Here is a 26158-nt window from a genome sequence, read left to right on the forward strand (position 1 = left end):
CTCGCGGTCAGAGCTTTTTAGCGTCGTCCCGCAACACGAACTTCTGGATCTTGCCGGTGGAGGTTTTCGGCAGTTCGCTGAACACAATGGTCTTGGGGACCTTGAACTTCGCCAGCCGCTCGCGGCAGAAGGCGATGATGTCTTCTTCACTGACTTCCCCGGCTTCCGGCTTGAGGGTCACGAAGGCACAGGGTGTCTCGCCCCACTTTTCGTCCGGCCTGGCCACCACGGCGGCTTCGAGAATATCGGGGTGGCGGTAGAGCACGTCTTCCACCTCAATGGTGGAGATGTTCTCGCCGCCGGAGATGATGATGTCTTTCAGCCGGTCTTTTATCTCCGCGTAGCCATCCGGATGCCACACCGCCAGGTCGCCGGTATGGAACCAGCCGCCCCTCAGGGCTTCCTCGGTGGCCTTGGGATTTTTGAGATAACCCTTCATCACCGTGTTACCACGGAGGAAGATCTCGCCGATGGTCTTGCCGTCTTTCGGCACGGCCTCCATGCTGTCCGGGTCCCCCACCATCATGCCGGCCAGGGTGTGGTAACGGACCCCCTGGCGTGCCTTGATGCGTGCGCGGTCTTCCACCGGCAGGTCGTCCCACTCGGATTTCCAGGCACACACGGTCACCGGGCCATACACCTCGGTGAGACCGTAAACATGAGTCACCTGGATGCCCATGTCCTCGATCGCTTCGATCACCTTGGCAGGTGGCGCGGCGCCGGCAGTCATTGCCTGCACGGTATGGCTGAAGCTGGATTTCAGGGCGTCCGATGCGCCCAAAAGGGTGTTCAATACGATCGGCGCACCACACATGTGGCTGACCTTGTGCTCGCTGATCAGCTGCAGAATCTTCTCGGGATCCACCTTGCGCAGGCACACGTGGGTTCCGGCAAAGGCGGTGATGGTCCAGGGGAAGCACCAGCCATTGCAGTGGAACATCGGCAGCGTCCACAGGTACACCGGGTGCATGCCCATGGACCATACCGCCTGGTTGCCCATGGCGTTCTCGTAGGCGCCGCGATGGTGATACACCACGCCTTTCGGATTTCCGGTGGTACCGGAGGTATAACACAGCGAAATGGCATCCCACTCATCGGCCGGCATCTGCCAGTCGAAATCCGGGTCGCCACTGGCCAGGAAATCCTCATAGTCCAGATCACTCACCCGGGTGCCACCGCCGGCAAATTCGGAATCGTTAACGTCAATCACCTGGGGCGGGTTATCCAGCAGGCTGACCGCTTCATTAATGACCTCGCCGAACTCCCGGTCCGCGATCAATACCTTAGCCTCGCCGTGCTCCAGCATGAAGGCAATGGTCTTCGCGTCAAGGCGAGTGTTCAGCGCATTCAGCACCGCCCCCAGCATGGGAACACCGAAATGGCACTCCAGCATCTCGGGGATGTTCGGCAGCATCGCCGCAACGGTACTTCCCTTGCCAACCCCCTTCGCAGACAGAGCTGAAGCAAGGCGCCGGCAGCGTTCGTAGGTTTGCTGCCAGTTGCGGCGTGTCTGGCCATGAATCACTGCCGGATATTCCGGGTAAACGCTGGCGGTGCGTTCCAGAAAATCCAGTGGGCTCAGGGTGGCCCGGTTGGCGTCGTTCGGCTGCAGGCCCGTGTCAAAAATGGAGTTCATACCGGTCTCCTGGTGTTGTTATTCAACACCTGACTATAGGGCACAGCAGAGGTTTCAGCGAGTCTTCGAAGCCGTTTCGCCCTCGCCGGAATGGTTCAGCGGCTCCACCCAGTAGGCCTCTTCGGTATCGGTCGCTCCTGTCCCGCAGCAGGTCGTGGCTGACCAGCCACCGCTCCCGGTGGGCTGACCCGGCAGGGTCTCAATCTGACCAACCCTGTAGCCCCCCTCTTCAAACAGATCTTCCCCGTACGACAACATCGGCGCGCCGTCGGAGTTCTCCATCGCGGGCTCCGCCCTGGCCACGAAATAGATGTCCCAGAGCGCAGATGAGCCAAAACTGACGGCAGACAGAACCACAAGCATCACCAGCAGGCTGCGGACCATGGCCCGAGGCAGGCCCATGAACTCGTGATCATTGTTGCGCTTACCTTCGTTGGACTTGGTGACGTCTTTACTGGACAGGGTGTTGAGTACATCTCCGGCGGAAACCACTGCGCCACTGAGGGAGGCGGTAATAAGGTATCGCAGGGCTGAAAACTCCCGGTGCCCCAGATTCTGGAACTCACATCCGCAGCGATTATTCATTGAATCGAAACTGCGCGGGACGAAGTTCACGTCGATGGTGATATCACACCCCTCGACCTCGAAGACCAGGCGGCCGTTGTACACCTGGCGCAGCCGAAAGGCTTCCAGCCCCGCATTCACGCTGAAACCGGCAGCCGATAAATCAGCCACCGGAAATTCCTGTGTTCTGCCGTCGAGGTTTACGTGCAGGCAGGCCGGAATATTTATCCGCGCATACTGTTGTCGCATTTCCGGTTCGTGGACAAAGTGCGGTGCAACTGCTGCCGTCTTCATTGCTCTGGCCCTTGCGTTATCGTCAATCAATTGGTGTTCACGGAAAAGTCCGTGGTGTTCCAACCACAAGGAAACTATCGCAACTCCACGTTAAATGCCGGTTACGAAACGATAATTAGTAATACATAAACCAGATACATGTCCATTTTTTAATCGTGAAGCCGAAGGATACAGATAACCTTAAACTCCCGGTCTGACATGGCTTGATGCGGGATACGGGTCGCTGTTCATGTGGGGCGAAACTGCCCCTGGAGAGCCAGGGAGGGCACTATCTATTTCGTAATCGCAATAAAAGAAAATCTGTTATTAAAAAATCGAATCAGGCGCTATTTTTCGCATGGAACCCGATTGCTGAAGCCATCGTTATACCAAGCTGTACGCAGAAAACAGGCGCCACTTATGTGGTGCATTCAGCGTCATGTGATCTCATCCCAGCCTGAAGCTCCCCCTGTTACAATGGCCGCCCTATTAGTTGAGCGCCATCCACCCCCTCTTCTGGTCAACTCCCCTGATGTAAATTGGGCCCGAAAAATACTTTACGTTTACGTAAACTTTATCTAACCTAAGTCTAAAAAAGGAAACCGCCATGGACATCAAGAAAACTTACAGCATCAGCGAGCTCGCCAAGGAGTTCGACGTTACTACCCGAAGCGTACGTTTTTACGAAGACCAGGGCCTGCTGCACCCCACCAGACGCGGCCAGACCCGCATCTTCAGCTCCAAAGACCGGGTGCGCCTGAAGCTGATCCTGCGCGGCAAGCGTATGGGCTTCTCTCTGGCGGAAACCAAGGAACTGTTTGACCTGTGGGACGAAACCCTCAGCGGCAACGAGAAACAGCTCCTGCTGATGCTGGACACTTTGGCCCGCAAACGGGCGCAGCTTGAGCAACAGAAAAACGACATTGCCCAGGCGGAAATGGAAATGGATACGGCAGAAGCCCGGTGTCGGGAAGCACTCGCCGAGCTTCAGAAGAAAAAGCGTCAACAGAAAAAAGCCAATACGGAAGAACCAGTTGAACAGAAATAACGGGAATGACAAGGCAAGCGGGCAGGGCTTCCGAAACACGCTGTAAATACGTCCCTGTACGCTCGGGCTCCGCCATCCATGGCTCCGCACGGTTTCGGAAGCCCTGCCCGCTCACCTTGTCAGCCAACTCTCTGCGAAGATCAAAAGGTAGCCAACAATGAAATCACAATACTCAGAGTTCAACTTCGGCCTCGGCGAAACGATCGACATGCTCCGCGAGCAGGTCAACGGCTTTGCCGCCAAGGACATCGCCCCTCGCGCCGAAGATATTGACCGCGAAAACCTGTTCCCGAACGACCTGTGGAAGAAGTTCGGCGACATGGGCCTGCTGGGTATCACCGCCGACGAAGCTTACGGCGGCTCCGGCATGGGCTACCTTGCACACGTAATCGCCATGGAAGAAATCAGCCGCGCCTCGGCCTCTGTTGGTCTGTCTTACGGCGCGCATTCCAACCTGTGCGTTAACCAGATCAACCGCAACGGCACCGACGAGCAGAAAGAAAAGTACCTGCCCAAGCTCATCAGCGGTGAACACATCGGCGCCCTGGCCATGTCCGAACCCAACGCCGGTTCCGACGTCGTCTCCATGAAACTCAGCGCCAAAGACGCCGGCGACCACTACGTGCTCAACGGCAGCAAAATGTGGATCACCAACGGCCCCGACGCCAACGTCTACGTCATCTACGCCAAAACCGACCCGGCCGCCGGCCCAAGGGGCATCACCGCCTTCATCGTCGAACGCGACACCCCGGGATTCAGCCAGGCCCAGAAGCTGGACAAACTCGGCATGCGCGGCTCCAACACCTGTGAGCTGGTCTTCGAAGACGCCAAAGTACCCAAGGAAAACGTCATGGGTGGCGTCGGCAACGGTGCCAAAGTCCTCATGAGCGGCCTCGACTACGAACGCCTCGTCCTCTCCGGCGGCCCGCTGGGCATCATGCAAGCCGCCATGGACGTGGTCGTACCCTACATCCGCGAGCGCAAACAGTTCGGCCAGGCCATCGGTGAATTCGAACTGGTCCAGGGCAAAGTCGCCGACATGTACACCTGGATGAACACCGCCAAATCCTACGTCTACATGGTCGCCATGTCCGCCGACCGCGGCAACACCACCCGTAAAGACGCCGCCGGCGCGATCCTGTACTCAGCGGAAATGGCCACCAAACTGGCCCTCGACGCAATCCAGCTGCTGGGCGGTAACGGTTACATCAACGAATACCCGACAGGCCGTCTGCTGCGTGACGCCAAACTGTACGAAATCGGAGCCGGCACGTCCGAAATCCGCCGGATGCTGATCGGTCGGGAGTTATATCTCAACAACTAGGCTCTCTGTCCCGGGTGGAAGCGCTCGGCCGGGTAGGGCTTTCGGGAACCGCTACGAGCACATCCATGTGCGCTTGACGTAGGCCATCCTTGGCCTACGACATTCCCGAAAGCCCTACCCGGCCAACCGCCCGAACTTGGGTAGCCAAATTCAGACGAGGGTCTGGTGGCATGGCGATCCGGGACCGTAAAAAACAGGGATGTTTTTTACGAGCCTACAGGGACGTATTCACGGCGTGTCCCGGAGCGCCATGTCACCAGACCCGACGCACGGACTAAAAAACGGACTAACAAGCCATGACCATACTGCAAAGCAAAGTTAACCCAAGGTCCGAAGAATTCCAGGCCAACCAGGAATCCATGGCCAAAGCCGTGGCCGACCTGCGGGACAAGGTAGCCACCATCCAACAGGGCGGCGGCCCCTCCTACCAGGAACGCCACATCGCCCGCGGCAAACTGCTCCCCAGAGAGCGCATCAACCGCCTCCTGGACGACGGATCTCCTTTTCTTGAGGTAGGCCAGTTCGCCGCCTACAACGTCTACGACGAAGAAGTCCCCGCTGCGGGTGTTGTCGCCGGTGTAGGCCGCGTGTCCGGCACCGAGTGCATGATCATCGCCAATGATGCCACCGTAAAAGGCGGCAGCTACTACCCGCTGACGGTGAAAAAACATCTCCGTGCCCAGGAAATCGCCCTGCAGAACCGCCTGCCCTGCATCTACCTGGTCGACTCCGGCGGCGCCAACCTGCCCAGACAGGACGAAGTCTTCCCGGATCGCGACCACTTCGGCCGCATCTTCTACAACCAGGCGCGCATGTCCGCCGACGACATCCCCCAGATCGCTGTCGTCATGGGCCTGTGCACCGCCGGTGGCGCCTACGTGCCCGCCATGGCGGATGAGTCCATCATTGTGCGCAACCAGGGCACCATATTCCTGGCCGGCCCGCCCCTGGTAAAAGCCGCCACCGGGGAAGTGGTCAGCGCAGAAGACCTGGGCGGCGCCGACGTACACTGCAAAGTCTCTGGCGTGGCCGACCATTACGCCGAAAACGACGCCCACGCCCTGGAAATCGCCCGGCGCTGCATCTCCAACCTCAACCGCCGCAAGCCGGCAGACGTGGAGATCCGCAAACCCAAGGCGCCGCTGTTCAACGCCGAAGAAATCTACGGCATCGTCGGCACCGATTTGCGCAAACAGTTCGACGTGCGCGACGTCATCGCCCGCATCGTCGACGGCTCCGAGTTTGACGAGTTCAAACGCTACTACGGCCAGACCCTGGTCACCGGCTTTGCCCATATCCACGGCTACCCGGTGGGCATCATCGCCAACAACGGCATCCTGTTCAGCGAGTCCGCCCAGAAAGGCGCGCACTTTATTGAACTCTGCTGCCAGCGCAACATCCCACTATTGTTCCTGCAGAACATCACCGGCTTCATGGTGGGCCAGAAACACGAGGCTGAGGGCATCGCCAAGCACGGCGCCAAGATGGTCATGGCCGTGGCCTGTGCTGAAGTGCCAAAGATCACCGTACTGATCGGCGGCTCGTTCGGCGCGGGCAACTACGGCATGTGCGGCCGCGCCTACAGCCCCGACTTCCTGTGGATGTGGCCCAACGCCCGTATCTCCGTCATGGGCGGCGAACAGGCCGCCGGCGTACTGGCAACTGTTAAACGCGAAGGTATGGAGCGCAAGGGCCAGGACTGGAGCAGCGAGGAAGAGGCCGAGTTCAAAAAGCCCATCGTCGACTCCTACGAACACCAGGGCCACCCCTACTACGCCAGCGCCCGCCTGTGGGACGATGGCGTGATCGACCCGGCCCAGACCCGGGAAGTGGTCGCCCTGAGCCTGTCCGCCACCCTTAACCGCCCGGCCAAGCCAACACGCTTCGGCGTGTTCCGCATGTAACGGAGGAGAACGCCATGACCGAACAGGAAAACGCAGTTCTGCTCAAACAACGCGCCGACGGGGTCACCGAAGTGGTGCTCAACCGGCCGGACAAACGCAACGCCTTCGACGACGTGATTATCCAGCAGCTGATCAACGCGCTGGAAACAGTGAATGCCGACGATAACACCAACATCGTGATCCTGCGTTCCGAAGGCAAACATTTCTCCGCCGGTGCAGACCTCGGCTGGATGCGCCGCATGGCGGACAACACCCGCCAGGAAAACCTGGACGACTCGCGGGAACTGGCGCGGCTGATGAACACCCTGAACCACCTCGGCAAGCCGGTGATCGGCCTAGTGCAGGGCGCGGCCTTTGGCGGTGCTGTGGGCCTGGCGGCCTGCTGCGACATCGTGCTCGCCACCGAAAAAGCCAGCTTCTGCCTGAGTGAAGTCAAACTCGGCCTGATTCCGGCGGTGATCAGCCCCTACGTGGTACGCGCCATTGGCGAACGCCAGGCCCGCCGCTATTTCATTACCGCCGAAATCTTCACTGCCCAGCAAGCCGAACACTTCGGCCTGGTACACGAAGTGTGTGAAGACGTGGACGCCATGGAGCGCCGCTGTGATGAGCTGCTGCTGCAGCTTGCCCTCAACGGCCCTGAAGCCATGCAGGCGGCCAAGGACCTGGTGTTCGCTGTCAGCCACAAGGTCATCGGCAACGACGTCATCGACGACACCGCACAACGCATCGCGGACATCCGGGTGGGTGCCGAAGGACAGGAAGGGCTCAATGCCTTCCTGAACAAGCGCAAGGCCAACTGGGTTCCGGAGGAAGAATAATGTTCAGCAAGATACTCATAGCCAACCGCGGTGAAATCGCCTGCCGGATCATACAAACCGCCCATCGCATGGGCATTCGCGTGGTCGCCGTCTATTCCGACGCTGACGCCGACGCACGCCACGTGGCCATGGCCGACGAAGCCTTCAACATCGGCCCGGCCCCCAGCTCCGAGAGCTACCTGAAAGCCGACAAAATCATCGAGGTCGCAAAAGAAAGCGGCGCCCAGGCCGTTCACCCGGGCTACGGTTTTCTCTCCGAGAACACCCAGTTCGCCGAAGCCTGCGAAGCCAACAACATCGTGTTCATAGGCCCGCCCTCCTCCGCCATCGCGGCGATGGGCTCCAAATCCGCCGCCAAGGCGATTATGGAAAAAGCTGGCGTGCCCCTGGTGCCGGGTTACCACGGTGACGACCAGGCCCCGGACACCCTGCGCAAGGAAGCCGAAAAGTGCGGCTTCCCGCTGCTGCTCAAAGCCGTTGCCGGTGGTGGCGGTAAAGGCATGCGGGTGGTTGAGCGCATGGAAGAATTTGATGACGCCCTGGCCGCTGCCAAACGGGAATCGAAGAACGCCTTCGGCAACCCGGACATGCTCATCGAACGCTACCTGACCCAGCCACGCCACGTGGAAATCCAAGTGTTCTGCGACAAGAGCGGCAAAGGTGTCTACCTGGCTGAGCGCGACTGTTCCGTACAGCGCCGCCACCAGAAAGTACTGGAAGAAGCCCCGGCCCCCGGCCTGAGCGACGACACCCGCAAGGCCATGGGTGAAGCGGCCGTCAAAGCCGCGCAGGCCATCAATTACGTGGGCGCCGGCACCGTGGAATTCCTCTACGACGTGGACGGCTCCTTCTTCTTCATGGAAATGAACACCCGCCTGCAGGTAGAGCACCCGGTCACCGAAATGGTCACCGGCCAAGACCTGGTGGAATGGCAGCTGAAAGTGGCCTGGGGCGACCCGCTGCCGCTGGAGCAGTCCCAGGTAAAAACCCGTGGCCACGCCCTGGAAGCACGCATTTACGCCGAAGACCCGGACCAGGACTTCCTGCCCGCCACCGGCAACCTGCGCTACCTGAGTACGCCGGATGAAAGTGCCCACGTGCGGGTGGACACCGGCGTCACTGAAGGCGACGACATCAGCATCCACTACGACCCGATGATCGCCAAACTCATCGTGTGGGACGAAACCCGGGACCAGGCCATCAACCGCATGGTCCAGGCCCTGGAGCACTACCGCATCGCCGGCGTGAAAACCAACATCCGCTTCCTCCACGCCCTGGCCGATTCCCAGCCGTTCCGGGAAGCGGAGCTGACTACCGGCTTCATCGACGACCACCGGGAACTGCTGTTCCCGAAATCCAGGCTCGACACCCACAAGGCCCTGGTACTGGCCGCCGGCTTCGTGCTGGAACAGCGCAAGTCGCGGGAAGTGATCAGCACCGACCCCTGGTCGCCATTCGGCCGCCAGAACAGCTGGCGCATGAACTCCGAATACGCCCAGCCCCTGCAACTGCAGGTGGGTGAAGAGATCCACGAACTCAAAGTGCTGGAACGGGACGACCGCTACCAGGTATTCGTCGGCGGCAGCGTGTACAACCTCACCGCCCGCCTGGACGACGACTACCTGCAGGCCGTCATCAACGGCCACCGCATCAGCATCCACGGCAACCTGCACAACGATCAGCTGGTACTCTTCTACGAAGGCGACACCTTCCAGTGCATCCTGTACCGGGAAACCTACGGCTTCGAAGAAATGGCCGGCGAAGGCAGCCTGGCTGCCCCCATGAACGGCGCCATTGTAGCGGTGCAGGCAAAAGTCGGCGACAAAGTCACCGCCGGCCAGAGCCTGGTGATCATGGAAGCCATGAAAATGGAACACGCCATCAAGGCCCCCGCCGACGGCGTCGTAACCGACATTTTCTTCGCCGAAGGCGACCAGGTGTCTGAGGGTGCCGAACTGATCGCCATTGAAGTCACTGCAGACGCGGAGAAGGAGGCAGGATAATGGCCTTTCCCGACAACGTAAGACTGGTGGAAATGAGCCCCCGGGACGGCCTCCAGAACGAGCCCGGCCCGATCATCGCCACCCACATCAAAACCGAACTGATCGACCGGCTGGCCGACTGTGGCCTCAACCACATCGAATCCGCCAGCTTCGTATCGCCGAAATGGGTGCCACAAATGGGCGACGCCAGCGACGTAATGGCTGGCATTAAACGCAAAAAAGGCGTGCGCTACTCCGTACTCACCCCCAACCTCAAGGGCTTCGAAAACGCCCTGGCGGCCGGGGTGGACGAAGTCGCCGTCTTCGGCGCCGCGTCCGAGTCGTTCAGCCAGAAAAACATCAACTGCTCCATCGCCGAAAGCCTCGAACGCTTCCTGCCGGTAATGGAAGCCGCCAAACAACACCAGATCCCGGTACGCGGCTACGTCTCCACCGTATTGGGCTGCCCCTACGAAGGCGACATCGCCCCCGAACAGGTGGCCAAAGTCGCCAAGGCCCTGGCCGAACTCGGCTGTTACGAAATCTCCCTGGGCGACACCATCGGCGTGGGCACTCCGTTGAAAGCCAAGCGCATGCTTGAAGCCGTCGCCGCAGAGGTTCCCATCGAAAAACTCGCCGCGCACTTCCACGACACCTACGGCCAGGCCCTGGCCAACCTGTACGCGGTTCTGGAAGAAGGCATTGCGGTAATCGATTCCTCCGTAGCCGGCCTCGGCGGCTGCCCCTACGCCAAAGGCGCCTCGGGCAACGTGGCCACCGAAGACGTGCTATACCTGCTTAACGGTCTGGGCATAAAAACAGGTGTCGATCTGGACAAGTTAGTGGCAACCGGCGAATGGATCAGCGCACAACTCAAGCGCCACAACGGCTCCAAAGTAGGCCAAGCATTAGGCGGTAACTGCAAATGATCGAGTGGGGAGCGGGCCTGTCTGTCCGGGACCGTAAAAAACAAGGATGTTTTTTACGAGCCTACATGGACGTATTAACGGCGTGTCCCGGACAGACAGGACCGCTCCCCAAGGCACTCAACTCAGAAAGCCAGGTGCACTAATGAGCAACAAAAACGTAGTCGCTTTGGATCTCCCCATCCCGGAGATCAAAGACATGCCAGAAGACACCCAGAAGTACTTCCAGATCTGCCAGGAAAAACTCGGCATGGTCCCGAACGTACTCACCGCCTACAGCCAGAACCTCAAACAGCTCGAAGGCTTCACCCGCCTGTACAACGAACTGATGATGGGCGAAGGCGAACTCAGCAAACTCGAGCGGGAAATGGTCGCCGTGGTGGTGTCCTCCGAGAACAAATGCTTCTACTGCCTGGTGGCCCACGGCGCCGCGGTACGGGTACTGAGTGGCGACCCCACGCTGGGCGAGCACATGGTGATGAACTACCGCACCGCCAAACTCGACAAGCGCCAGCGGGCGATGCTGGACTTTGCATCACACCTGACCCGCTCCCCGGCCACCGTCACCGAAGAACACATCCAGGCCCTGCGGGATGCCGGCCTCAGTGACCGCGGCATCTGGGACCTGAGCAACCTGATCGGCTTCTACAACATGTCCAATCGCGTGGCCATCGCCAGCGATATGCAACCGAACCCCGAATATCACAGCCAGAGTCGCTAGCAGGTTCGACACTGCTCGCCCTCGACTACAACAACAATGGAGGCAGAGATAATGAGCATGACTCTTCCAAGCTATACCAGTGGCACCTCAGAAAGCCCGCTGCTGGGCATGACCATCGGCGAAATGCTCGACCGCACCGCCGAGAAGTACCCGGACACCGAAGCCCTGGTCTCCCTGCACCAGGACATCCGCTGGACCTACAGGGAATTCCTGGAAAAGGTCAACGAAGCCGCCCGCGCCTTTATGGCCATCGGCGTTGAGCGTGGCGACAGGGTGGGCATCTGGTCCCCCAACCGCTACGAGTGGACCGTCACCCAGTTCGCCACCGCCAAAGTGGGCGCCATCCTGGTCAACATCAACCCGGCCTACGGTGTGCACGAACTGGAATACGCCCTCAACCTGTCCGGCATGCGCTTCCTGGTCACCGCAGACAGCTTCAAGACCTCCGACTACCGCAAGATGATTTACGAACTGGCCCCGGAACTGAACGCCAGCCAACCCGGCAAGCTCAAGTCCCGGCGCCTGGAAAAGCTCGAAGGCGTGATCAACCTGGACAAGCGCAGCCACGAAGGCATGTGGACCTGGAACGACTTCGTCGGCAAGGCCAGCGACGTCACCCAGCAACAACTGGACGAGCGCCAGAGCGTGCTGCAGTTTGATGACCCCATCAACATCCAGTTCACCTCCGGCACCACGGGCAACCCCAAAGGCGCCACCCTCACCCACCACAACATCCTCAACAACGGATACTTTGTGGGCGAGAGCCAGCGCCTGACCGAGAAAGACCGCCTGGTCATCCCCGTGCCCCTGTACCACTGCTTTGGCATGGTGATGGGCAACCTGGGCTGCATCACCCACGGCTCCACCATGATCTACCCGGGTGAAGGCTTCGAGCCCAAATCCGTGCTGCAGGCCGTGCACCAGGAAAAGGCCACCGCCCTCTACGGCGTGCCCACCATGTTCATCGCCGAACTGGCCGAGCCGGAGTTTGAAAGCTACGACCTCTCCAGCCTGCGCACCGGCATCATGGCCGGCTCCATCTGCCCGGCGGAAGTGATGAAAAAGGTCAACGGCAAGATGAACATGAAAGAAGTTCAGATCGCTTACGGCATGACCGAAACCAGCCCCGTGTCCACCCAGACCAGCTCCCTCGACCCGTTCGAGAAGCAGGTAACCACCGTGGGCCGCACCCAGCCGCACCTGGAAACCAAGATCGTCGACCCCGCCAACGGCAACATCCTGCCCCGGGGCGAAACCGGCGAACTCTGCACCCGCGGCTACAGCGTGATGCTGAGATACTGGAACAACGAAGAGAAAACCGCCGAAGCCATAGACGAAGCCGGCTGGATGCACACCGGCGACCTGGCCACCATGGACGACGAAGGCTACATCCAGATCGTCGGCCGCATCAAAGACATGGTCATCCGCGGCGGTGAGAACATCTACCCGAAAGAAATCGAGGAATTCCTCTACACCCACCCCGCCATCGAGGAAGTCCAGGTAACCGGCATTCCCGACGACAAGTACGGTGAAGAACTCATCGCCTGGGTAAAACTGGCCCCGGACGCGGACCCGGTCACCGGCGACGAACTGCGGGAATTCTGCAAAGGCAAAATCGCCCACTTCAAGATCCCCAGGAACTACAAGTTCGTGGATGAATTCCCGATGACCGTCACCGGGAAGATCCAGAAGTTCAAGATGCGGGAGATTTCTATTGAGGAGATGGGGTTGAAGAAGTAAACCTGACCCTCTGCTCAGTTCCTACCTTCATTCAGACCCCGGCTTTTGTCGGGGTTTTTTCTTGAAAGGGCTTCATGGAAATAGTTCTGGCTAATCACCCTGGCCACTACTGTGCGAGTATGGTAACACCCTCGATTTCAGCTACCGTCTTGGCATCCGCTCGCTCAATAATTTTCACCAGCGTCGATTGGATCGCCTCGCTCTCTCGAGCACCACTTTCACTCACAAACTTTTACTTCTGTTGCGCAGCGTTCTCATACAGAGAAAACGAAATAACTACCTCCGTTGCAGAGTCCGGCGCCTTGCCAAAGTACACCAGCGAAAGCAGAGGATAGCCACTGGAGCCTTTCCGGACCTGCTTTGCGATACGTTTTTTGGCTTTGCTCACATTCATAAATGGCGGAACCGTCATCCATAAACGGGAAAATATGGTGCAAAAAATCTGTCCCAGCTTTCCACCATGCAACGTATTTACATGTATAAAACAAAGACTGTCCAACGTCAAATGCCAACTCCAAGCCTTGGAATACAGTAAATGTTTTTAATATACATATCCCCCAAAAGGGACCGAAATTCAACCTCAATGTCTATACCTGAAACGTCAGTGCCAGTATCTTTGAAGTCTGTAGAAATTTCAAAGATAACCCTTTCATCATTCTCACCTAGTGACCAACCCTCACTTATGAATAACAATGAATAATGTATTTTATTAATCAGGCCTTTACTCTCTAATATTCTAATCAACTCGCTATAATCGTCACACTCAATATGATCACCTCTAGCATATATTGAATATTTCACAGCTGTCACAATAGCAACAGAATTGTGATTCCTTAATGAGCACGCTGAGACAGAATCCAGTCTTGCATCAACACTGAAATCCAAGCTACTGTAAGAATGCTGCATAATCCGGTAGTCGATTATTGGCATATAGCCATGCTCAAACTGGTTTCTTGTATAAGATAGACTTATTACTGCTACCAATAAAGTTACAGCTGTTTTGACATCAAGCAATTCCAAACTCCAAAACATCCGGTCTTCTGAAAAATCTATATTAGCTTGCAGCATTGAAAACAAAGAAAGTAACGACGTAAATGCTATCAAATAGACCAGGGGAGACCTTATCCATGTCTTTTGCTTTAGTTTCTTTTGCGCCCCCGGATGTAGGCTCTCAGAATTATCCGCCATACATTCAAGCCTTGTGCTGCATGCTTTTACCAACACCTATACACCCAACTTCAGCATCCTCTTTTCCTACATTTATTATCGTGTGCGGAGTGTTACCGGGGACATCAAAGCATTCTTTATTTTTCATCCTATAAGACATTCCACCTACGGTAATTTGAATGTCACCCTTTACGTGGATGGTTCTGCTCTCATGCGAGTGGTAGTGTTCGAAAGATTCGTTTGGGCTCAAAATAATTCTAGCCATTGTCACTCTCCATTTGGGCTGTCAGGTTTCAAGGCTCTCGTTGCCTCGCCTCTTCATTTTTGTCCCTATCATTGACCGGCCAGTTGTCTCGAGTTCGGCATTCAACAAACAGCATTAGATCCTTGCTGTGCTAAAGTCGTTATCACTAATATCAGATGGTCATATCTGCCATGCCTCTGGACCCTGAACCACGCAACCAGCTATTCGTGGGTAACTCGGGACCCCAATGCCGCCGGCATGCGCGACTTTATAGTGAAAGCGAATCGCCACGAAAACGCCGTTGTTTAACCTCATCAGGAAATTTTTGCATTTTGCTACTCAAACATAAGCGCAGATGAATAGACCAGAGCCTGCCAATGACGCGGTGCGAAAGATCGGCGCGGAGCTTTTCGTATTCATGGAATATCCTCCGAGCGCCTAAAAGCAATACTACCGGCTTCCGCCAAATCAAAATCTGCCAATCGGATAACTCCGTAGATGCGGAAAATCCAACCAGTCATCCGCTCTAAACTAATTAGCAGCGTAGACCGCCTCATGTGTCTTCGCTAGGTAATTGCGTGTTTTCTAGATTTTGCTCATTCGTTACGCCCCTCCGCCCAAACCTGGACGAGGTCTAATTTTGGGCCGCGGGCCAGCAAAAATACACCTGTTCCACTCCGCCGAGTGGAAGTTATGAAAAAGGTCAACAGCAAGATGAACACGAAAGAAGTGCACATAGCCTCAAGCAGCCTCGAAGGCAACCTGGCTACCATGGACAAAGACGGCTACATCCAGATCGTTGGCCGCATCAAAGACATGGTCATCCGCGGTGGTGAGAACATCTACCCGAAAGAAATCGAGGAATTCCTCTACACCCACCCCTCCATCGAGGAAGTGCAGGTAACCGGTATCCCCGACGACAAGTACGGCGAAGAACTCATCGCCTGGGTAAAACTGGCCCCGGACGCGGACCCGGTCACCGGCGACGAACTGCGGGAATTCTGCAAGGGCAAGATTGCCCACTTCAAGATCCCCAGGAACTTCAAGTTCGTGGATGAGTTCCCGATGACGGTCACCGGGAAGATCCAGAAGTTCAAGATGCGGGAGATTTCTATTGAGGAGATGGGGTTGAAGAAGTAAGCCCCTTCCCCTTCATTGACCCTACCTTTAGACCCCGGCTATACGTCGGGGTTTGTGCTTTATGTACTCTGCGTATACGCTCCTAGAGAAAGTGAAATCATGAAGCGCGCTTCGTTATTGCGCTGCGATATTACAGAATTGTTGACCACTAGATTTGCAGGGTCATGATTTAACAGCCATTTTAGTGGTTAGTTTATGAACTAAGGCGGGATAATTTAGCGGTCAAAGTTTTGTCGCGATTTGGCCGCTGTCTAACTGCTATTAAGCAGGGGAGGATTCTTACTGGTGAGTATCAATATATTTATCGATACAAATATTTTCCTGTCTTTTTACCACCTCTCTGACGATGACCTCGAAGAGATTCGAAAGCTGAGTGTACTTTTGGAAAGAGACGAGGTCAGGCTTTGGTTGCCTGAGCAAGTAAAGGATGAGTTTTTCAGAAATAGGGAAAATAAGGTCCAAGATGCGATCAAGCGCTTGAAGGACCAGAATAAAAAAGCACATTTTCCTGTATTTTGTAAAAGCTATCCTGAATTCGATGAGATTCGTGAGCTTCAAAATAGTTTTAATAAAAAACTGAAAGACCTAGTAAGTAGTCTGGAGTCCGACATTAAAGAACGGAATCTTGACGCTGATGAGGTGATTGGCGAGCTTTTCCGAAACTCGAGGAAGCTCCCCATAAGCGAAGAGGTCATTAGCAAGGCAAGGTTTCGTGTTGATGTGGGGAACCCCCCAGGAAAAAATGGATCTCTCGGCGATGCCATAAATTGGGAGGTTCTTCTTTCTCAGGTACCTATGGGAGAAGACCTGTATTTAATAGCCGATGATAAGGATTACTATTCAGTATTAGACGAAAACTCATTGAAGGATTTTCTGACCGATGAGTGGTCTGCTACAAACAAATCCGACGTTATTTTCTACAGGAGGCTATCTCAGTTCTTCAAGGATCATTATCCAGATATTCGAATGGCTAGTGAGCTAGAGAAAGAGCTGGATATCAAGTCACTCCGTGAGAGTCCCAATTTTTCCGCAACGCACTCTGCTATTGCGAGACTCTCGTCCTACGAAGATTTTTCTTATAGTCAAGTCAACGAGTTATCCCGAATCTTGGACAACAATGAGCAAGTCAATTGGATTATATGTGATTCTGATGTATATGGTTTCTACGCTGACCTAGTGAATAAGTATCGGGAGCAAATTGAGACCGAATACCTTCAGGCAGTTGAAGCCCATTTGTGGTCATGTTCTGACGAGTAGCATGCTTAACAATCGGCTGCACGGCGACTGCTTTTCCGCCGCTTCGCGGCGCCAAACCGGCGCGTTAGGCCAGCGGTCACGGCGCAAAAACAACTAGCAACTCCACACCATAAGGGAGGCTTTCCGGCTTGCGAAAATATCGTCCCGACTTCTACATCATCGGCACCAAGTATGGTCGGACCGAGGACGTGCTGCCAATGATGCTCCAGCATCAGGTCGTAAGCACCGGGTTTGCCGCGAACATTGATTTGTCGGATCTAATAGGATTAGACCGCAAAGTAGTCATGCCGGAGCTAGATAAGCGCGTCCCGCCGGGGGAACGCGAAGCGAAGTCTGCGCTCGCCAAGTTTCTCGAGCTTAAGCCAGGGGACGTCATTGCGCTTAAGGCACATAGTGCGCCCGCCGGGACTCAGGCACGGCTGGTCATTGCGCGCTATGCAGTTGTTTCTGGCGATACTCTACCGTCCTATCGCCGAATCGAAGGCTTGGGACACACCGTGAGTGTCGACTTCTTGGCGGAGCAAGAGCCCATTGAATTTCCATACGGTTATGGAAAGACTATCCATCGGCTGACGAACGAAAAGCACATTGGCAACATATTCCAAACTTACAGGCCCGCCGCTGAACTGGGTTCTACTGATTGGGCTGGGGGAACTGGTCAGTCGGACAAGTCTACGTACGAAACCCATGTGAAGTCGCGGGGCAGCTACATAATGTCTCGGACTCACAATGAGCTACAGAATACGTTACGTAAGACCCTTGAAGCGATCCATGGTATTGCGAATGTGGCTCAAGAGCATAAGTTCATCGATGTTATGGTCTCGTTGGAAGACGAGACGATTCTCATCGAGGTGAAGTCTTCGCCCTCACCTACGACATGCATACGAGAGGCTCTGGGGCAGCTATTGCACTATGCTTCTCGGTTGCCGCAAAGGGAGAACAATCTCAGATTCGTAGTGGCGGGGCCGTCCAATCCCGGGCCAGAAGATTTGCGCTATATAGAATACATAAAAAAGGCTACGCATCTCTCGTTGAGTTACTGCACGCCCTCGACTTATGTACCACCAACTAAAACAGGGATGTTTACAGATTGCCGGCATCAAGAGGCTTGATTTAACTATGTAGGCGTCGAGGTTTGAGGGCAGGCGAACTTGCCATAAAGATTAGCTGTTGCTATTCTTAGAACGTGTGGCTTTTTGTAAGTCTTTGATTTTTCATATTTTGAGCCCATCCATCAAGCTGGGAAATTGTAAATGGCTCATCCAACAAAGCTCAAGGAAGACGCGATTTTAGAGGCCCTCTGTGACGTTCGGTTGCAGGCTCCTTCAAACATCCCGGAGGAGGTTTTAATTGGTTGGTTGATTGATTGCGGGTCTTGGAAAGACTGGCAGCTAAATCGGTTGCCGAATTCGAGTATCCCGTATCCGATCCGACATGCCGAAGAAGGGCTGCGGTATCAGCCTACCGTTGAGTTACGGAAACCCAGTGGGGATCGCTTGGTTAAGATTGGTCCATATTCCTTCTCATACCACATTATTGGAAATTACCCTGGCTGGGATGTTTTTAAGCGAGAACTGGACGAAGCAGTTGATGCCGTTTTCGATCGTATAAAAGGTCTCTCAGTCAATAGGTTGGGACTTCGATACATAAACGGTATGGACTCTGAACGACACCAGGTGAATTCTGTCGCAGACTTAGATTTATCAGTCTGTGTCGGAGGCGAAAATGTGAGCTCTGCCTTGAACTTGAACTTTGTAAAAGTTGCCACTGATGTTCACACGGTGATGACCAGAATTGCTTCGAAAGAGTTTGTGAAAGGTCAAATGGGAAGCCATGTGTCAACAGTGATCGATGTCGATGTATTTACTCCGGCCTCTTTTGAGGCAAATGAACGAAACCAAATAAAGGATTGGATCGAAAAAGCTCATGACTTCGAAAAAGACGCGTTTTTTGCGTGCCTGATGGAAGAGCATATCGATTCTCTGCGGGAGCAATAAAATGCTAAACGAACTCGTTCTGGGCACCTGTGCTGTGACGACACTGAGTATTTCCTGTGGATCTGTTTTTAACGATGATGTCGCTGACGTGTTTAGCACTCATGAATCTGCGGTGTGGCCGAGTGAGCTGGGTGCGATTAATTTGGTTCAGGTTGACGTTCAAGGACCGGTGATTGACGCTGGTGCTCAGACCGCCTCCGCAAAATGGTTCCCAGACGCGTCAGAGCAAAAGGTTTTCCGTAGAGCTCTTTTGAGGTCGTCCAAGGTTGTCCATACCGGACGTCTTGTCGTTTAAATTGCTCAGTGCTCTAAGGATGGACGTCAATACTGCTTACCAACACCTTGTAGCCAGCCTCAGGTACGATGATAGGGGGCGCTTCTATGGTGTTGATCAGGGCCTCCCTCTTGGAGCGGGTCTTCTCTATGTACCAGTCCGTTTTCCTATCTTCGATTCTGACGAAAGGATTTACTTAACCGCTGAAGGTCTGGTTTACGTTCTCACTCACGAGTGTGACTTGGACCAAGAAAACAACCGAGCCTTTAATAAAAGTGCGCTAATCTGCCCAATTATCCAGCTCGAAGATTTGGTATCCGAATATTTCGAGGAATACGGTGAGGCTTGTACCAAATCGTTCCTTAGCGCTTTGGCACGTAAAGAGGTCTCGAGACTGATTTATATCCCTCCTTTTGATGCCCGACTACCTTACGGTGGCATTCTCAATTTGAACGAAATCACCAATACTTTCATCGGGGAGTTTGAGCAAGATGGTGTTGAGAAAGTCTGCTCAGTTTCGGGTTTCGGTATCCAGGTCATCGACAATTTCCTCAAAAATCACCTGCTAAGAGAAAAGCCCTCCAGACTTCCGTTACAGTTCTAATTTGCGGGCTGCCGCTGGAAAGGGGTTCGATCAATGCCTGATAGTCAACCCGTGATTAATCGGCAGCGATAAATGCTGGACTTACCCGGGTGCATTAGAAACTCCTGACCTATGATTAGAGCATAGGAGGAATCGCCATGAGCAGCCAACAGCATGAAAGCTTTTCCAGCCTGCTACCCGGAGCCCTCTATGTCAGCAATCTCCAACCCCCCTACTACGCCGTCATCTTCAGCAACCACCGCACAGACGGCGACAACGGCTACGCCGAAATGGCTGATCGAATGGTTGAGTTAGCAGCCCAGCAACCCGGCTTCCTGGGTATTGAATCCGTCAGGGAGAACCTGGGCATCACAGTGTCCTACTGGGAAAGCCTTGAGGCCATCCGCAACTGGAAGCAGAGCGCCGAGCACCAGGAAGCCCAGCGGCTTGGCCATCAGCAATGGTATTCCAGCTTTCGGGTGCGGATTGCGAAGGTTGAGCGTGAATACGGCATCTAACAACCTACTCAGGTAACCGTGCACTGCTTCCAACTTCGGTTAGAGAGGCAGAACCGAAAACTCCCCTTTTGCCATAAGCTCGCCTTCCTCTGTGACCACCTCAACTCGCCAGTCTCCCACCATGTGTCGGTCGATATACTTGGCTGAGGATGCGCGCATGGGGTCAACCGACGGCCTAATTTCCACCCGCGCAACCCGTTCATCGTCCAGGTACCAGTCGTGGAAGTGCAGCTGACCTTCCATGCCCTGGATTTCGGTAAACAGGTAAATTCGAATCAGTCCGTCACTGCCCATCGTCAAAACGTTCGGGATTTCGTCAATTGGCTCTTTTTCCTCCAGGCCGGTACTCAGTTGCGCCCGGATCACGTGATCAGAAAGTAGCTTGATGGAGGCGGCATCTTCCGGGGACGGTTCGGATACTCCTGCAGCCGGCGCCGGAAGGGAGTCGGGCTCTACCGATGGCACCGGTTCACTCACCTGACTGGCCAACTGAGGGGAGTCGGGTTCTGCAGTGGCATCACTTTCTGCAGTGGAATCACTTGATGCTGCTCCCGATGCAGTTTCGGACACGGCCGCAGGCGTCTCGGCCACTTCAGTTTGAACTGAATTTGTCTGGTCCGGCATGTCAGCGTTTACGTCAGATTCCGATGTTTCGCGTGATGAGGTCGTCGGTAACTGGATAGATGCAGGCTCGGCGGACTCGGGCTGGTCGACATATACCGACGGGAGAGAAGGCGCCTCCACTTCCTGATTCTCTGCCAGCGCTTCCTTTTGCTCGCCGGTGCCAAAGATCTCTAAAGCGCCCCAGATTATGCCTCCTACCACCAGAATTAATACGAAAAGAGCAGCAAAGATGCGCCCCCAAAGATAAACAACAACCTCCTCGGGCTCTTTGGGCTCAGGTAGGCGGGAGGACTTACGTGAAAAACGTTGATCTTGCGGTCTTGCTGTTTTCACCGGTCGTTCTTCCTTGAAGCGGGAAAAAAGACACTATAGCAAACTCATGCACGTACAAGGTGGCGGTGCCATAATTATCGGAGAAGATTTTTTTAGCTGAGGGATTTCGAGGTAACGGCCATGACCTCACAGAACATCATAATCAGGGAAGAGAGCGAGATGGACATCCCGGCTATCTCGGCCATTACCCTCGCCGCTTTCCAGCCGCTGGATATCAGCAATCACACGGAACACTTCATCATTGACGCCCTGAGAGCCGCCGGCGCGCTCTCGGTGTCACTGGTGGCAGAGGTGGACGGGCGTGTTGTGGGGCATATTGCGTTTTCGCCGGTCACCATGTCGGATGGCTCGGAAGGCTGGTATGGCCTGGGGCCGGTGTCGGTGCTTCCGGACTTTCAGCGCCAGGGCATCGGCAAGGCCCTGATCAACGAGGGCCTGGAACGGTTGAAGGGGATGAACGCGAAAGGCTGCTGCCTGGTGGGGCATCCCGAGTATTACCGCCAATTCGGGTTTGTGAATACCGACGCCCTGGCCCACGAAGGTGTGCCAGCCGAGTATTTCTTTGTTTTACCGTTCGGTGAATCAGTGCCGCAAGGAAGGGTGGTGTTTCATGAGGGGTTCAAGGCCGCGCCGGGTTCTCAGACGGATTGATTTTCCTCTCAAAGCGAAAAAATCGCACAATTGTCGAAAACCGCTGTGCCCGATCGACTACCCGATGAATCTATCAAAGGTTTTTGATGAAACAAAGATCGGGAGAAACGCCGTGAAGTACATGCTGTTGGCCTACGGTAACGAATAAAAATTCAACCAGATGAGCAAAGTTGACCCGGAGTAATCCATGTCAGAAATCGCCAATACTCCCAAAGCTCCCTACTACGCCGTTATCTTCAGCAGCCACCGCACAGACGGCGACAACGGCTATGCCGAAATGGCCGAACGAATGGCGGAATTAGCAGCCCAGCAACCAGGCTATCTGGGCATGGAATCCGCCAGGGAGGGTCTGGGCATTACGGTGTCCTACTGGGAAAGCCTTGAAGCCATCCGCAACTGGAAGCAGAACGCCGAGCATCAGGAAGCCCAGCGGCTTGGGCATCAGCAGTGGTATTCGAGTTTTCGGGTGCGGATTGCGAAGATAGAGCGGGAGTACGGCATTTAAGCCGTCTTATCGCATCGAAAAATCGCATGATTGTCGAAAACCGCGATGCCCGATCGACTACCTGAAGGCCGCACGCGGCGAATAGGCCTGGCTTCGGCCACGACATCGGCCAGGAGGTCGAGAAACGAGGAATAGAGGGTAAAGTACGATGATTACGCAAAGCATGTTGATTCGACTCCACCGAGCGAGACAGCGTCTTGCTGCGATCGAAGAACCCTCTCCCCCGCTCGCTCATATTGCGCAGGACGCCAGCCTCTCACTTGGTCACTTTATTCGGCGTTTCACTGCGGTTTTTGGGGAGACTCCGCACCAGTTCCGAACTCGAATCAGGCTGAAGAGGGCGAAAGAACTGCTTGTCCTTCATGAGGGCTCAGTCACGGACATTTGCATGTCTGTCGGATTTTCAAGCCTGGGCAGCTTCAGTTGGCTATTTTCGCGACATTTTGGTGAATCTCCTTCGGACTGTCGCCGACGGTTTTATCCGTCGATTGCACTCCCCGAACATGTGCCATCGCACGTTACCCCCGGATGCATGTCACTCATGGTGGGTGCGTGGGCCAGACCACAATTTTCGAGAAGTGCATCCATTGAAGATCAGCTAGGCTAGTTGCTTTGACGATTAGAGGGATAAAAGATGCGGATCAAGCTGAATAGTGTTCTCGTCGACGATCAATCGAAGGCACTCACTTTTTATACAGAGGTCCTCGGTTTTGTCGTAAGCCAGGATGTGCCAGTTGGTGAGTTTCGTTGGCTGACAGTACGATCGCCTGAAGGTGGGGAAACCGAGTTGACTCTGGAGCCCAATGCCAACCCGGCGGCGAAGGCATATCAGGAAGCCCTGTTCGGGCAAGGTATTCCGCTAACGGCCTTCGAGGTTGACGATGTCAAAGCGGAATTTCAACGCCTGAGAGCCAAAGGCGTCGAGTTTACGACTGAGCCAATGCAGGCGGGACCGGTATGGATTGCAGTTTTCTCCGATACCTGCGGGAACCTCATTCAGATCTATCAGCCTCCTAAGGCATGAAAGCTATTACAGAATGCTACCCGGAGCACCCTATGTCAGGCATCGCCAACACCTCTAAGTCCCCCTACTACGCCGTCATCTTCAGCAGCCATCGCACAGAGGGTGACAACGGCGACACCGAAATGGCCCAACGAATGTCGGAACTGGCAGCCCAGCAATACGGTATCTAAACCATCGGGTCGAAAAAAATCGCACAATTGTCGAAAACCCCGGCGCCGAGTCGACTACTCGATGAGCTTACCAAAGCTTCTTGACGAAACAACGATCGGGAGAAACGCCATGAAATACATGCTGTTGGCCTACGGAAACGAAGAAAAATTCAACCAGATGAGCAAGGACGAGCTCGCCGCGATTGGCGAAAAGTGCAAGGGATTCGACGCCGAGATGCAGGCGGCGGGCGAGGTCACATGGGGCGGGAGCCTAAGCTGGAGCTCGAAGTCGATGCGCCTGAAGGACGGCAAACTGACGGTCACCGACGGGCCGTTCGCGGAAACCAAGGAGGTTGTAGGCGGCGTGGTGATCATCGAAGCGCCGGACTTCGACGCAGCGGTGAGGCTCGCCTCGCTGCACCCGGCAGCGCGCATGGGTGAGGAGTTGGGCTGGGGCATCGAACTCCGCCCGATGGACGACTGCCCCGCGATCCGCGAGGCGGAGGCCGCGCGCGGCGAGTAGGTCTGGCTTCGGCATGGAATTCGCCAGGGAGGGTGTGTGCTTTACGGCCTCCTACTGGCCTACCCTGAAATGCTCAATCTTTGACCATTCAACGGGAAGAACTAGACTGACTAATGACTCTGATTTTCGCTGGAGAGTCTTGCCCCCGGGGGTTCACAAGACGATGTTGCTGCGCTCGCCTGCTGTCTCTTGGATAACGCCGCCCATAAAGCTGGTCATCGCCGATTTTTCTGAATGCATACAAAACCGGGACAGGTTCAGCGCTGGCATCGTCTGGCGCTGGAAACCGTGGTTTGGCATTTTAAAAGGAACTTCAAAATGGCTAGCAAAGATAAAGCGAACGATGAATCCCCTCTCTCTGCGTCGCAGGTTGCCGAACGTTTCGACAAAAGTCCGAAGGGCAAGATACCAAAAGAGTTACAGTCCATGCTGCTGCCGGAGCCCAAGCCCTACAAGCATAAAGGGCTTGATGCCGAACGGGGCTCGCAGGCTGACGTAACACCGACCGTACCCATGATCCCCAAGTGGTTTGGGGCAAGCGCCGTACCCTGCAGGGAGAAGCCGCTTAAACCGCCCCGCGTTCTTCTGAATGGAAAAGATCTCCGGCCTCTGACTGTTTTTAATCCGGAGGACCGCAGAATCTACAACGACATCAGTTATCCATGGGGAACCATCTGCAAGGTCCTGACCTCTTCCGGCACCGGATCGGGTGTCATTGTTGGCCCCAGGCATGTGCTGACGGCAAGTCATGTGGTTGACTGGAGTTCAAATGGCGCTGGCACCGTGGAGGTTCATCGGTCCGGCGGTTCAGTCCGTGCCGTCACCGCCATTACCAGGGTCTGGTTCTATACAAAGGTGACCGGCAGCGTTAGCTGGTTTGAACTCGACGAGGACTATGCGGTTCTGGTCACGGCCGATCGTATTGGCGATCTGTTCGGATGGATGGGCACGCGTACGTACAACAGTTCCTGGGATGACGAACCTTACTGGTTCAATATCGGCTACCCCGCAAGTATTGGCAGCGCCCTGCGACCGACCTTTCAGCGCGACAAGACGCTGAATGAGCCCTGGTATGATCTTGGGCCCGCTCGCTCCATGGAAACTCATGCGGACCTGACGCCCGGAAACTCCGGAGGCCCGATGTTCGCCTTCTGGAGCGATGGCCCCTATGTTGTGGCGGTGGTGTCGGCTGAAGATACCAACGAAAACTGGTGCGCTGGTGGCTCCTGGTTAACGAAGCTGGTGCGGCATGCACGGGATCAGGATGCGTAATCCGTAGTTAAGGGCCATTGTCCGCAAACGGTGGTAACGAAGGGTAAATTCTCACCTACCAGCGACAAGGGCATCCAGGTCAGGGGTTTAATTCGTCTTTCCTATGGTGGTTAAGCAGCGTCATGACAAACGCGGCTATTGCCAGAATCAGGATGGCGACGGCTTCATACAGGATGTTTTCGGGGGCCATGTCCTTGCCTTGCAATATGATCAGCCGCGCGAGTGCTGTCATGGCAATAAAGATCGGAAATACCGACGCAGAGCGGCGGTCTGAGTAGAACACCGCGACCATGCCAATCACCTCGAGATAGAGGAACATCAGCAGAATGTCTGCCAGATTGACGGTCTGTGCGATGAACAGGGAGTGAAGTTCGAAGACGACCCCGACAAGAGTCATCAGCACAACGATGACAAGGAGTACTCGCTCGATCATCTGGAAGATGTTGAGAGCGACATTCTTTTCGGACGAATTCATCAAGCCAGCCTTTTTGTTTTTGTGATCGGCCGCCGGCGTTTTGCAAACGCGCCTTCCTCCGGCCCTGACCATCCTGACCTTAGCAAATACTCAGGATGAATACACCAGAGTCCGGCCCCGGCTTTCAGGGTGGCGATCCACACATCTGACTTGAGATAAGCCGGCTTTTGCCCCCAAGCAAAAGCCGGCCTCGCCACTCAACTCACCGTCTTACTCACCCGCAGTGCGTTCATTTCCAGGTAGGCCAGTATGGCAACCGCAACTGCCTGGACCACAATGAATGCGGTACCGGTGAGGTTGGGCGAAACCCAGCCTGAGACCAGCAATACCACACTCCCGGCGACCCAACCTTGTATCTGTCCAGTGACATTGGTTAGCTACCAATGATCACACGCAGAGGCGGTAAGTTGCATCCAACCTGAGGGCTCGACCCTGTTTCGTAGATGACACCCGCCTCTGCATTCTTCTCGAAAGACTGAATGG

The 26158-nt window shown here is 55.3% G+C and carries 26 protein-coding genes and 2 pseudogenes; 21 read left to right on the forward strand and 7 right to left on the reverse strand.

Annotated features, from left to right (window positions below; translation table 11 throughout):
- Positions 1 to 7: 7 nt before the first annotated feature.
- Positions 8 to 1636: an acyl-CoA synthetase gene (locus tag ABJM11_RS20520; RefSeq protein ID WP_348292395.1), complete on the reverse strand. Its 1629-nt coding sequence runs from the start codon at positions 1634 to 1636 to the stop codon at positions 8 to 10.
- 54 nt (positions 1637 to 1690) lie between these two features.
- Complete coding sequence (locus ABJM11_RS20525; RefSeq protein ID WP_348292397.1) at positions 1691 to 2494, reverse strand: PilZ domain-containing protein; 804 nt, start codon at positions 2492 to 2494, stop codon at positions 1691 to 1693.
- Between the two features lie 586 nt (positions 2495 to 3080).
- On the opposite strand from ABJM11_RS20525, the gene ABJM11_RS20530 reads away from it, so the two are divergent.
- The 8 genes from ABJM11_RS20530 (at position 3081) to ABJM11_RS20565 (ending at position 12939) form a co-directional block, all read left to right on the forward strand.
- Positions 3081 to 3521 carry a MerR family DNA-binding transcriptional regulator gene (locus ABJM11_RS20530; RefSeq protein WP_348292398.1) on the forward strand — a complete coding sequence of 147 codons (441 nt, stop codon included), beginning with the start codon at positions 3081 to 3083 and terminating at the stop codon, positions 3519 to 3521.
- A 157-nt stretch (positions 3522 to 3678) separates the two neighbouring features.
- Positions 3679 to 4845: an isovaleryl-CoA dehydrogenase gene (locus ABJM11_RS20535; RefSeq protein WP_348292400.1), complete on the forward strand. Its 1167-nt coding sequence runs from the start codon at positions 3679 to 3681 to the stop codon at positions 4843 to 4845.
- 296 nt (positions 4846 to 5141) lie between these two features.
- Positions 5142 to 6749: a carboxyl transferase domain-containing protein gene (locus ABJM11_RS20540; protein WP_348292402.1), complete on the forward strand. Its 1608-nt coding sequence runs from the start codon at positions 5142 to 5144 to the stop codon at positions 6747 to 6749.
- Positions 6750 to 6763: 14 nt separating this feature from the next.
- Complete coding sequence (locus ABJM11_RS20545; protein WP_348292403.1) at positions 6764 to 7570, forward strand: enoyl-CoA hydratase-related protein; 807 nt, start codon at positions 6764 to 6766, stop codon at positions 7568 to 7570.
- Complete coding sequence (locus ABJM11_RS20550; protein ID WP_348292405.1) at positions 7570 to 9573, forward strand: acetyl/propionyl/methylcrotonyl-CoA carboxylase subunit alpha; 2004 nt, start codon at positions 7570 to 7572, stop codon at positions 9571 to 9573. Before ABJM11_RS20545 ends, ABJM11_RS20550 begins: the two co-directional genes overlap by 1 nt.
- On the forward strand, positions 9573 to 10481 hold the full coding sequence (locus tag ABJM11_RS20555; protein ID WP_348292406.1) for a hydroxymethylglutaryl-CoA lyase: 909 nt from the start codon (positions 9573 to 9575) through the stop codon (positions 10479 to 10481). Before ABJM11_RS20550 ends, ABJM11_RS20555 begins: the two co-directional genes overlap by 1 nt.
- A 142-nt stretch (positions 10482 to 10623) precedes the next feature.
- Entirely contained in the window at positions 10624 to 11199 is a 576-nt protein-coding gene (locus tag ABJM11_RS20560; RefSeq protein WP_348292408.1) for a peroxidase-related enzyme, read from the forward strand.
- A gap of 57 nt (positions 11200 to 11256) precedes the next feature.
- On the forward strand, positions 11257 to 12939 hold the full coding sequence (locus ABJM11_RS20565) for an AMP-binding protein (protein ID WP_348292435.1): 1683 nt from the start codon (positions 11257 to 11259) through the stop codon (positions 12937 to 12939).
- 501 nt (positions 12940 to 13440) lie between these two features.
- On the opposite strand, the gene ABJM11_RS20570 is transcribed toward ABJM11_RS20565, so the two are convergent.
- Together ABJM11_RS20570 and ABJM11_RS20575 are read right to left on the reverse strand one after the other, a co-directional pair.
- Entirely contained in the window at positions 13441 to 14127 is a 687-nt protein-coding gene (locus ABJM11_RS20570) for a hypothetical protein (RefSeq protein ID WP_348292409.1), read from the reverse strand.
- A gap of 4 nt (positions 14128 to 14131) precedes the next feature.
- A complete protein-coding gene (locus ABJM11_RS20575) occupies positions 14132 to 14371 on the reverse strand; it encodes a cupin domain-containing protein (protein WP_348292411.1) in 240 nt (79 codons plus the stop codon).
- A 735-nt stretch (positions 14372 to 15106) separates the two neighbouring features.
- On the opposite strand from ABJM11_RS20575, the pseudogene ABJM11_RS20580 reads away from it, so the two are divergent.
- The 6 genes and pseudogenes from ABJM11_RS20580 to ABJM11_RS20605 all read left to right on the forward strand — a co-directional run.
- Positions 15107 to 15490: pseudogene (locus tag ABJM11_RS20580) on the forward strand (AMP-binding enzyme); the annotation flags it as partial.
- Between the two features lie 285 nt (positions 15491 to 15775).
- Positions 15776 to 16747: a PIN domain-containing protein gene (locus ABJM11_RS20585; protein WP_348292412.1), complete on the forward strand. Its 972-nt coding sequence runs from the start codon at positions 15776 to 15778 to the stop codon at positions 16745 to 16747.
- A 128-nt stretch (positions 16748 to 16875) separates the two neighbouring features.
- Positions 16876 to 17859: a hypothetical protein gene (locus ABJM11_RS20590; RefSeq protein WP_348292414.1), complete on the forward strand. Its 984-nt coding sequence runs from the start codon at positions 16876 to 16878 to the stop codon at positions 17857 to 17859.
- Positions 17860 to 18000: 141 nt separating this feature from the next.
- A complete protein-coding gene (locus ABJM11_RS20595) occupies positions 18001 to 18744 on the forward strand; it encodes a TIGR04255 family protein (RefSeq protein WP_348292416.1) in 744 nt (247 codons plus the stop codon).
- Between the two features lie 314 nt (positions 18745 to 19058).
- On the forward strand, positions 19059 to 19622 hold the full coding sequence (locus ABJM11_RS20600; protein WP_348292418.1) for a hypothetical protein: 564 nt from the start codon (positions 19059 to 19061) through the stop codon (positions 19620 to 19622).
- 137 nt (positions 19623 to 19759) lie between these two features.
- Entirely contained in the window at positions 19760 to 20119 is a 360-nt protein-coding gene (locus tag ABJM11_RS20605; protein ID WP_348292420.1) for an antibiotic biosynthesis monooxygenase, read from the forward strand.
- A gap of 39 nt (positions 20120 to 20158) precedes the next feature.
- Here ABJM11_RS20605 and ABJM11_RS20610 read toward each other — a convergent pair whose 3' ends face one another.
- Positions 20159 to 21076: a DUF2914 domain-containing protein gene (locus ABJM11_RS20610; RefSeq protein WP_348292422.1), complete on the reverse strand. Its 918-nt coding sequence runs from the start codon at positions 21074 to 21076 to the stop codon at positions 20159 to 20161.
- 120 nt (positions 21077 to 21196) lie between these two features.
- On the opposite strand from ABJM11_RS20610, the gene ABJM11_RS20615 reads away from it, so the two are divergent.
- The 7 genes and pseudogenes from ABJM11_RS20615 (at position 21197) to ABJM11_RS20640 (ending at position 25200) form a co-directional block, all read left to right on the forward strand.
- Positions 21197 to 21727, forward strand: a complete 531-nt coding sequence (locus ABJM11_RS20615) for an N-acetyltransferase (protein ID WP_348292423.1) — start codon at positions 21197 to 21199, stop codon at positions 21725 to 21727.
- Between the two features lie 187 nt (positions 21728 to 21914).
- Positions 21915 to 22232 (forward strand): antibiotic biosynthesis monooxygenase, encoded by a 318-nt coding sequence (locus ABJM11_RS20620; RefSeq protein ID WP_348292424.1) that lies wholly within the window; start codon positions 21915 to 21917, stop codon positions 22230 to 22232.
- A 163-nt stretch (positions 22233 to 22395) separates the two neighbouring features.
- Entirely contained in the window at positions 22396 to 22839 is a 444-nt protein-coding gene (locus ABJM11_RS22575) for a helix-turn-helix domain-containing protein (RefSeq protein ID WP_407070025.1), read from the forward strand.
- A 27-nt stretch (positions 22840 to 22866) separates the two neighbouring features.
- Positions 22867 to 23256: a VOC family protein gene (locus tag ABJM11_RS20625; RefSeq protein WP_348292425.1), complete on the forward strand. Its 390-nt coding sequence runs from the start codon at positions 22867 to 22869 to the stop codon at positions 23254 to 23256.
- A gap of 32 nt (positions 23257 to 23288) precedes the next feature.
- Positions 23289 to 23420 (forward strand): annotated as a pseudogene (locus ABJM11_RS20630) (antibiotic biosynthesis monooxygenase); the annotation flags it as partial.
- A gap of 115 nt (positions 23421 to 23535) precedes the next feature.
- Positions 23536 to 23928, forward strand: a complete 393-nt coding sequence (locus tag ABJM11_RS20635; RefSeq protein WP_348292427.1) for a YciI family protein — start codon at positions 23536 to 23538, stop codon at positions 23926 to 23928.
- Positions 23929 to 24246: 318 nt separating this feature from the next.
- Positions 24247 to 25200 carry a serine protease gene (locus tag ABJM11_RS20640; protein ID WP_348292428.1) on the forward strand — a complete coding sequence of 318 codons (954 nt, stop codon included), beginning with the start codon at positions 24247 to 24249 and terminating at the stop codon, positions 25198 to 25200.
- A 79-nt stretch (positions 25201 to 25279) separates the two neighbouring features.
- On the opposite strand, the gene ABJM11_RS20645 is transcribed toward ABJM11_RS20640, so the two are convergent.
- Positions 25280 to 25675, reverse strand: a complete 396-nt coding sequence (locus ABJM11_RS20645) for a phosphate-starvation-inducible PsiE family protein (protein WP_348292429.1) — start codon at positions 25673 to 25675, stop codon at positions 25280 to 25282.
- Positions 25676 to 25872: 197 nt separating this feature from the next.
- A complete protein-coding gene (locus tag ABJM11_RS20650; protein ID WP_348292430.1) occupies positions 25873 to 26001 on the reverse strand; it encodes a hypothetical protein in 129 nt (42 codons plus the stop codon).
- Positions 26002 to 26158 lie beyond the last annotated feature (157 nt).

Source organism: Marinobacter sp., assembly GCF_039977835.1.
Lineage (GTDB): Bacteria > Pseudomonadota > Gammaproteobacteria > Pseudomonadales > Oleiphilaceae > Marinobacter.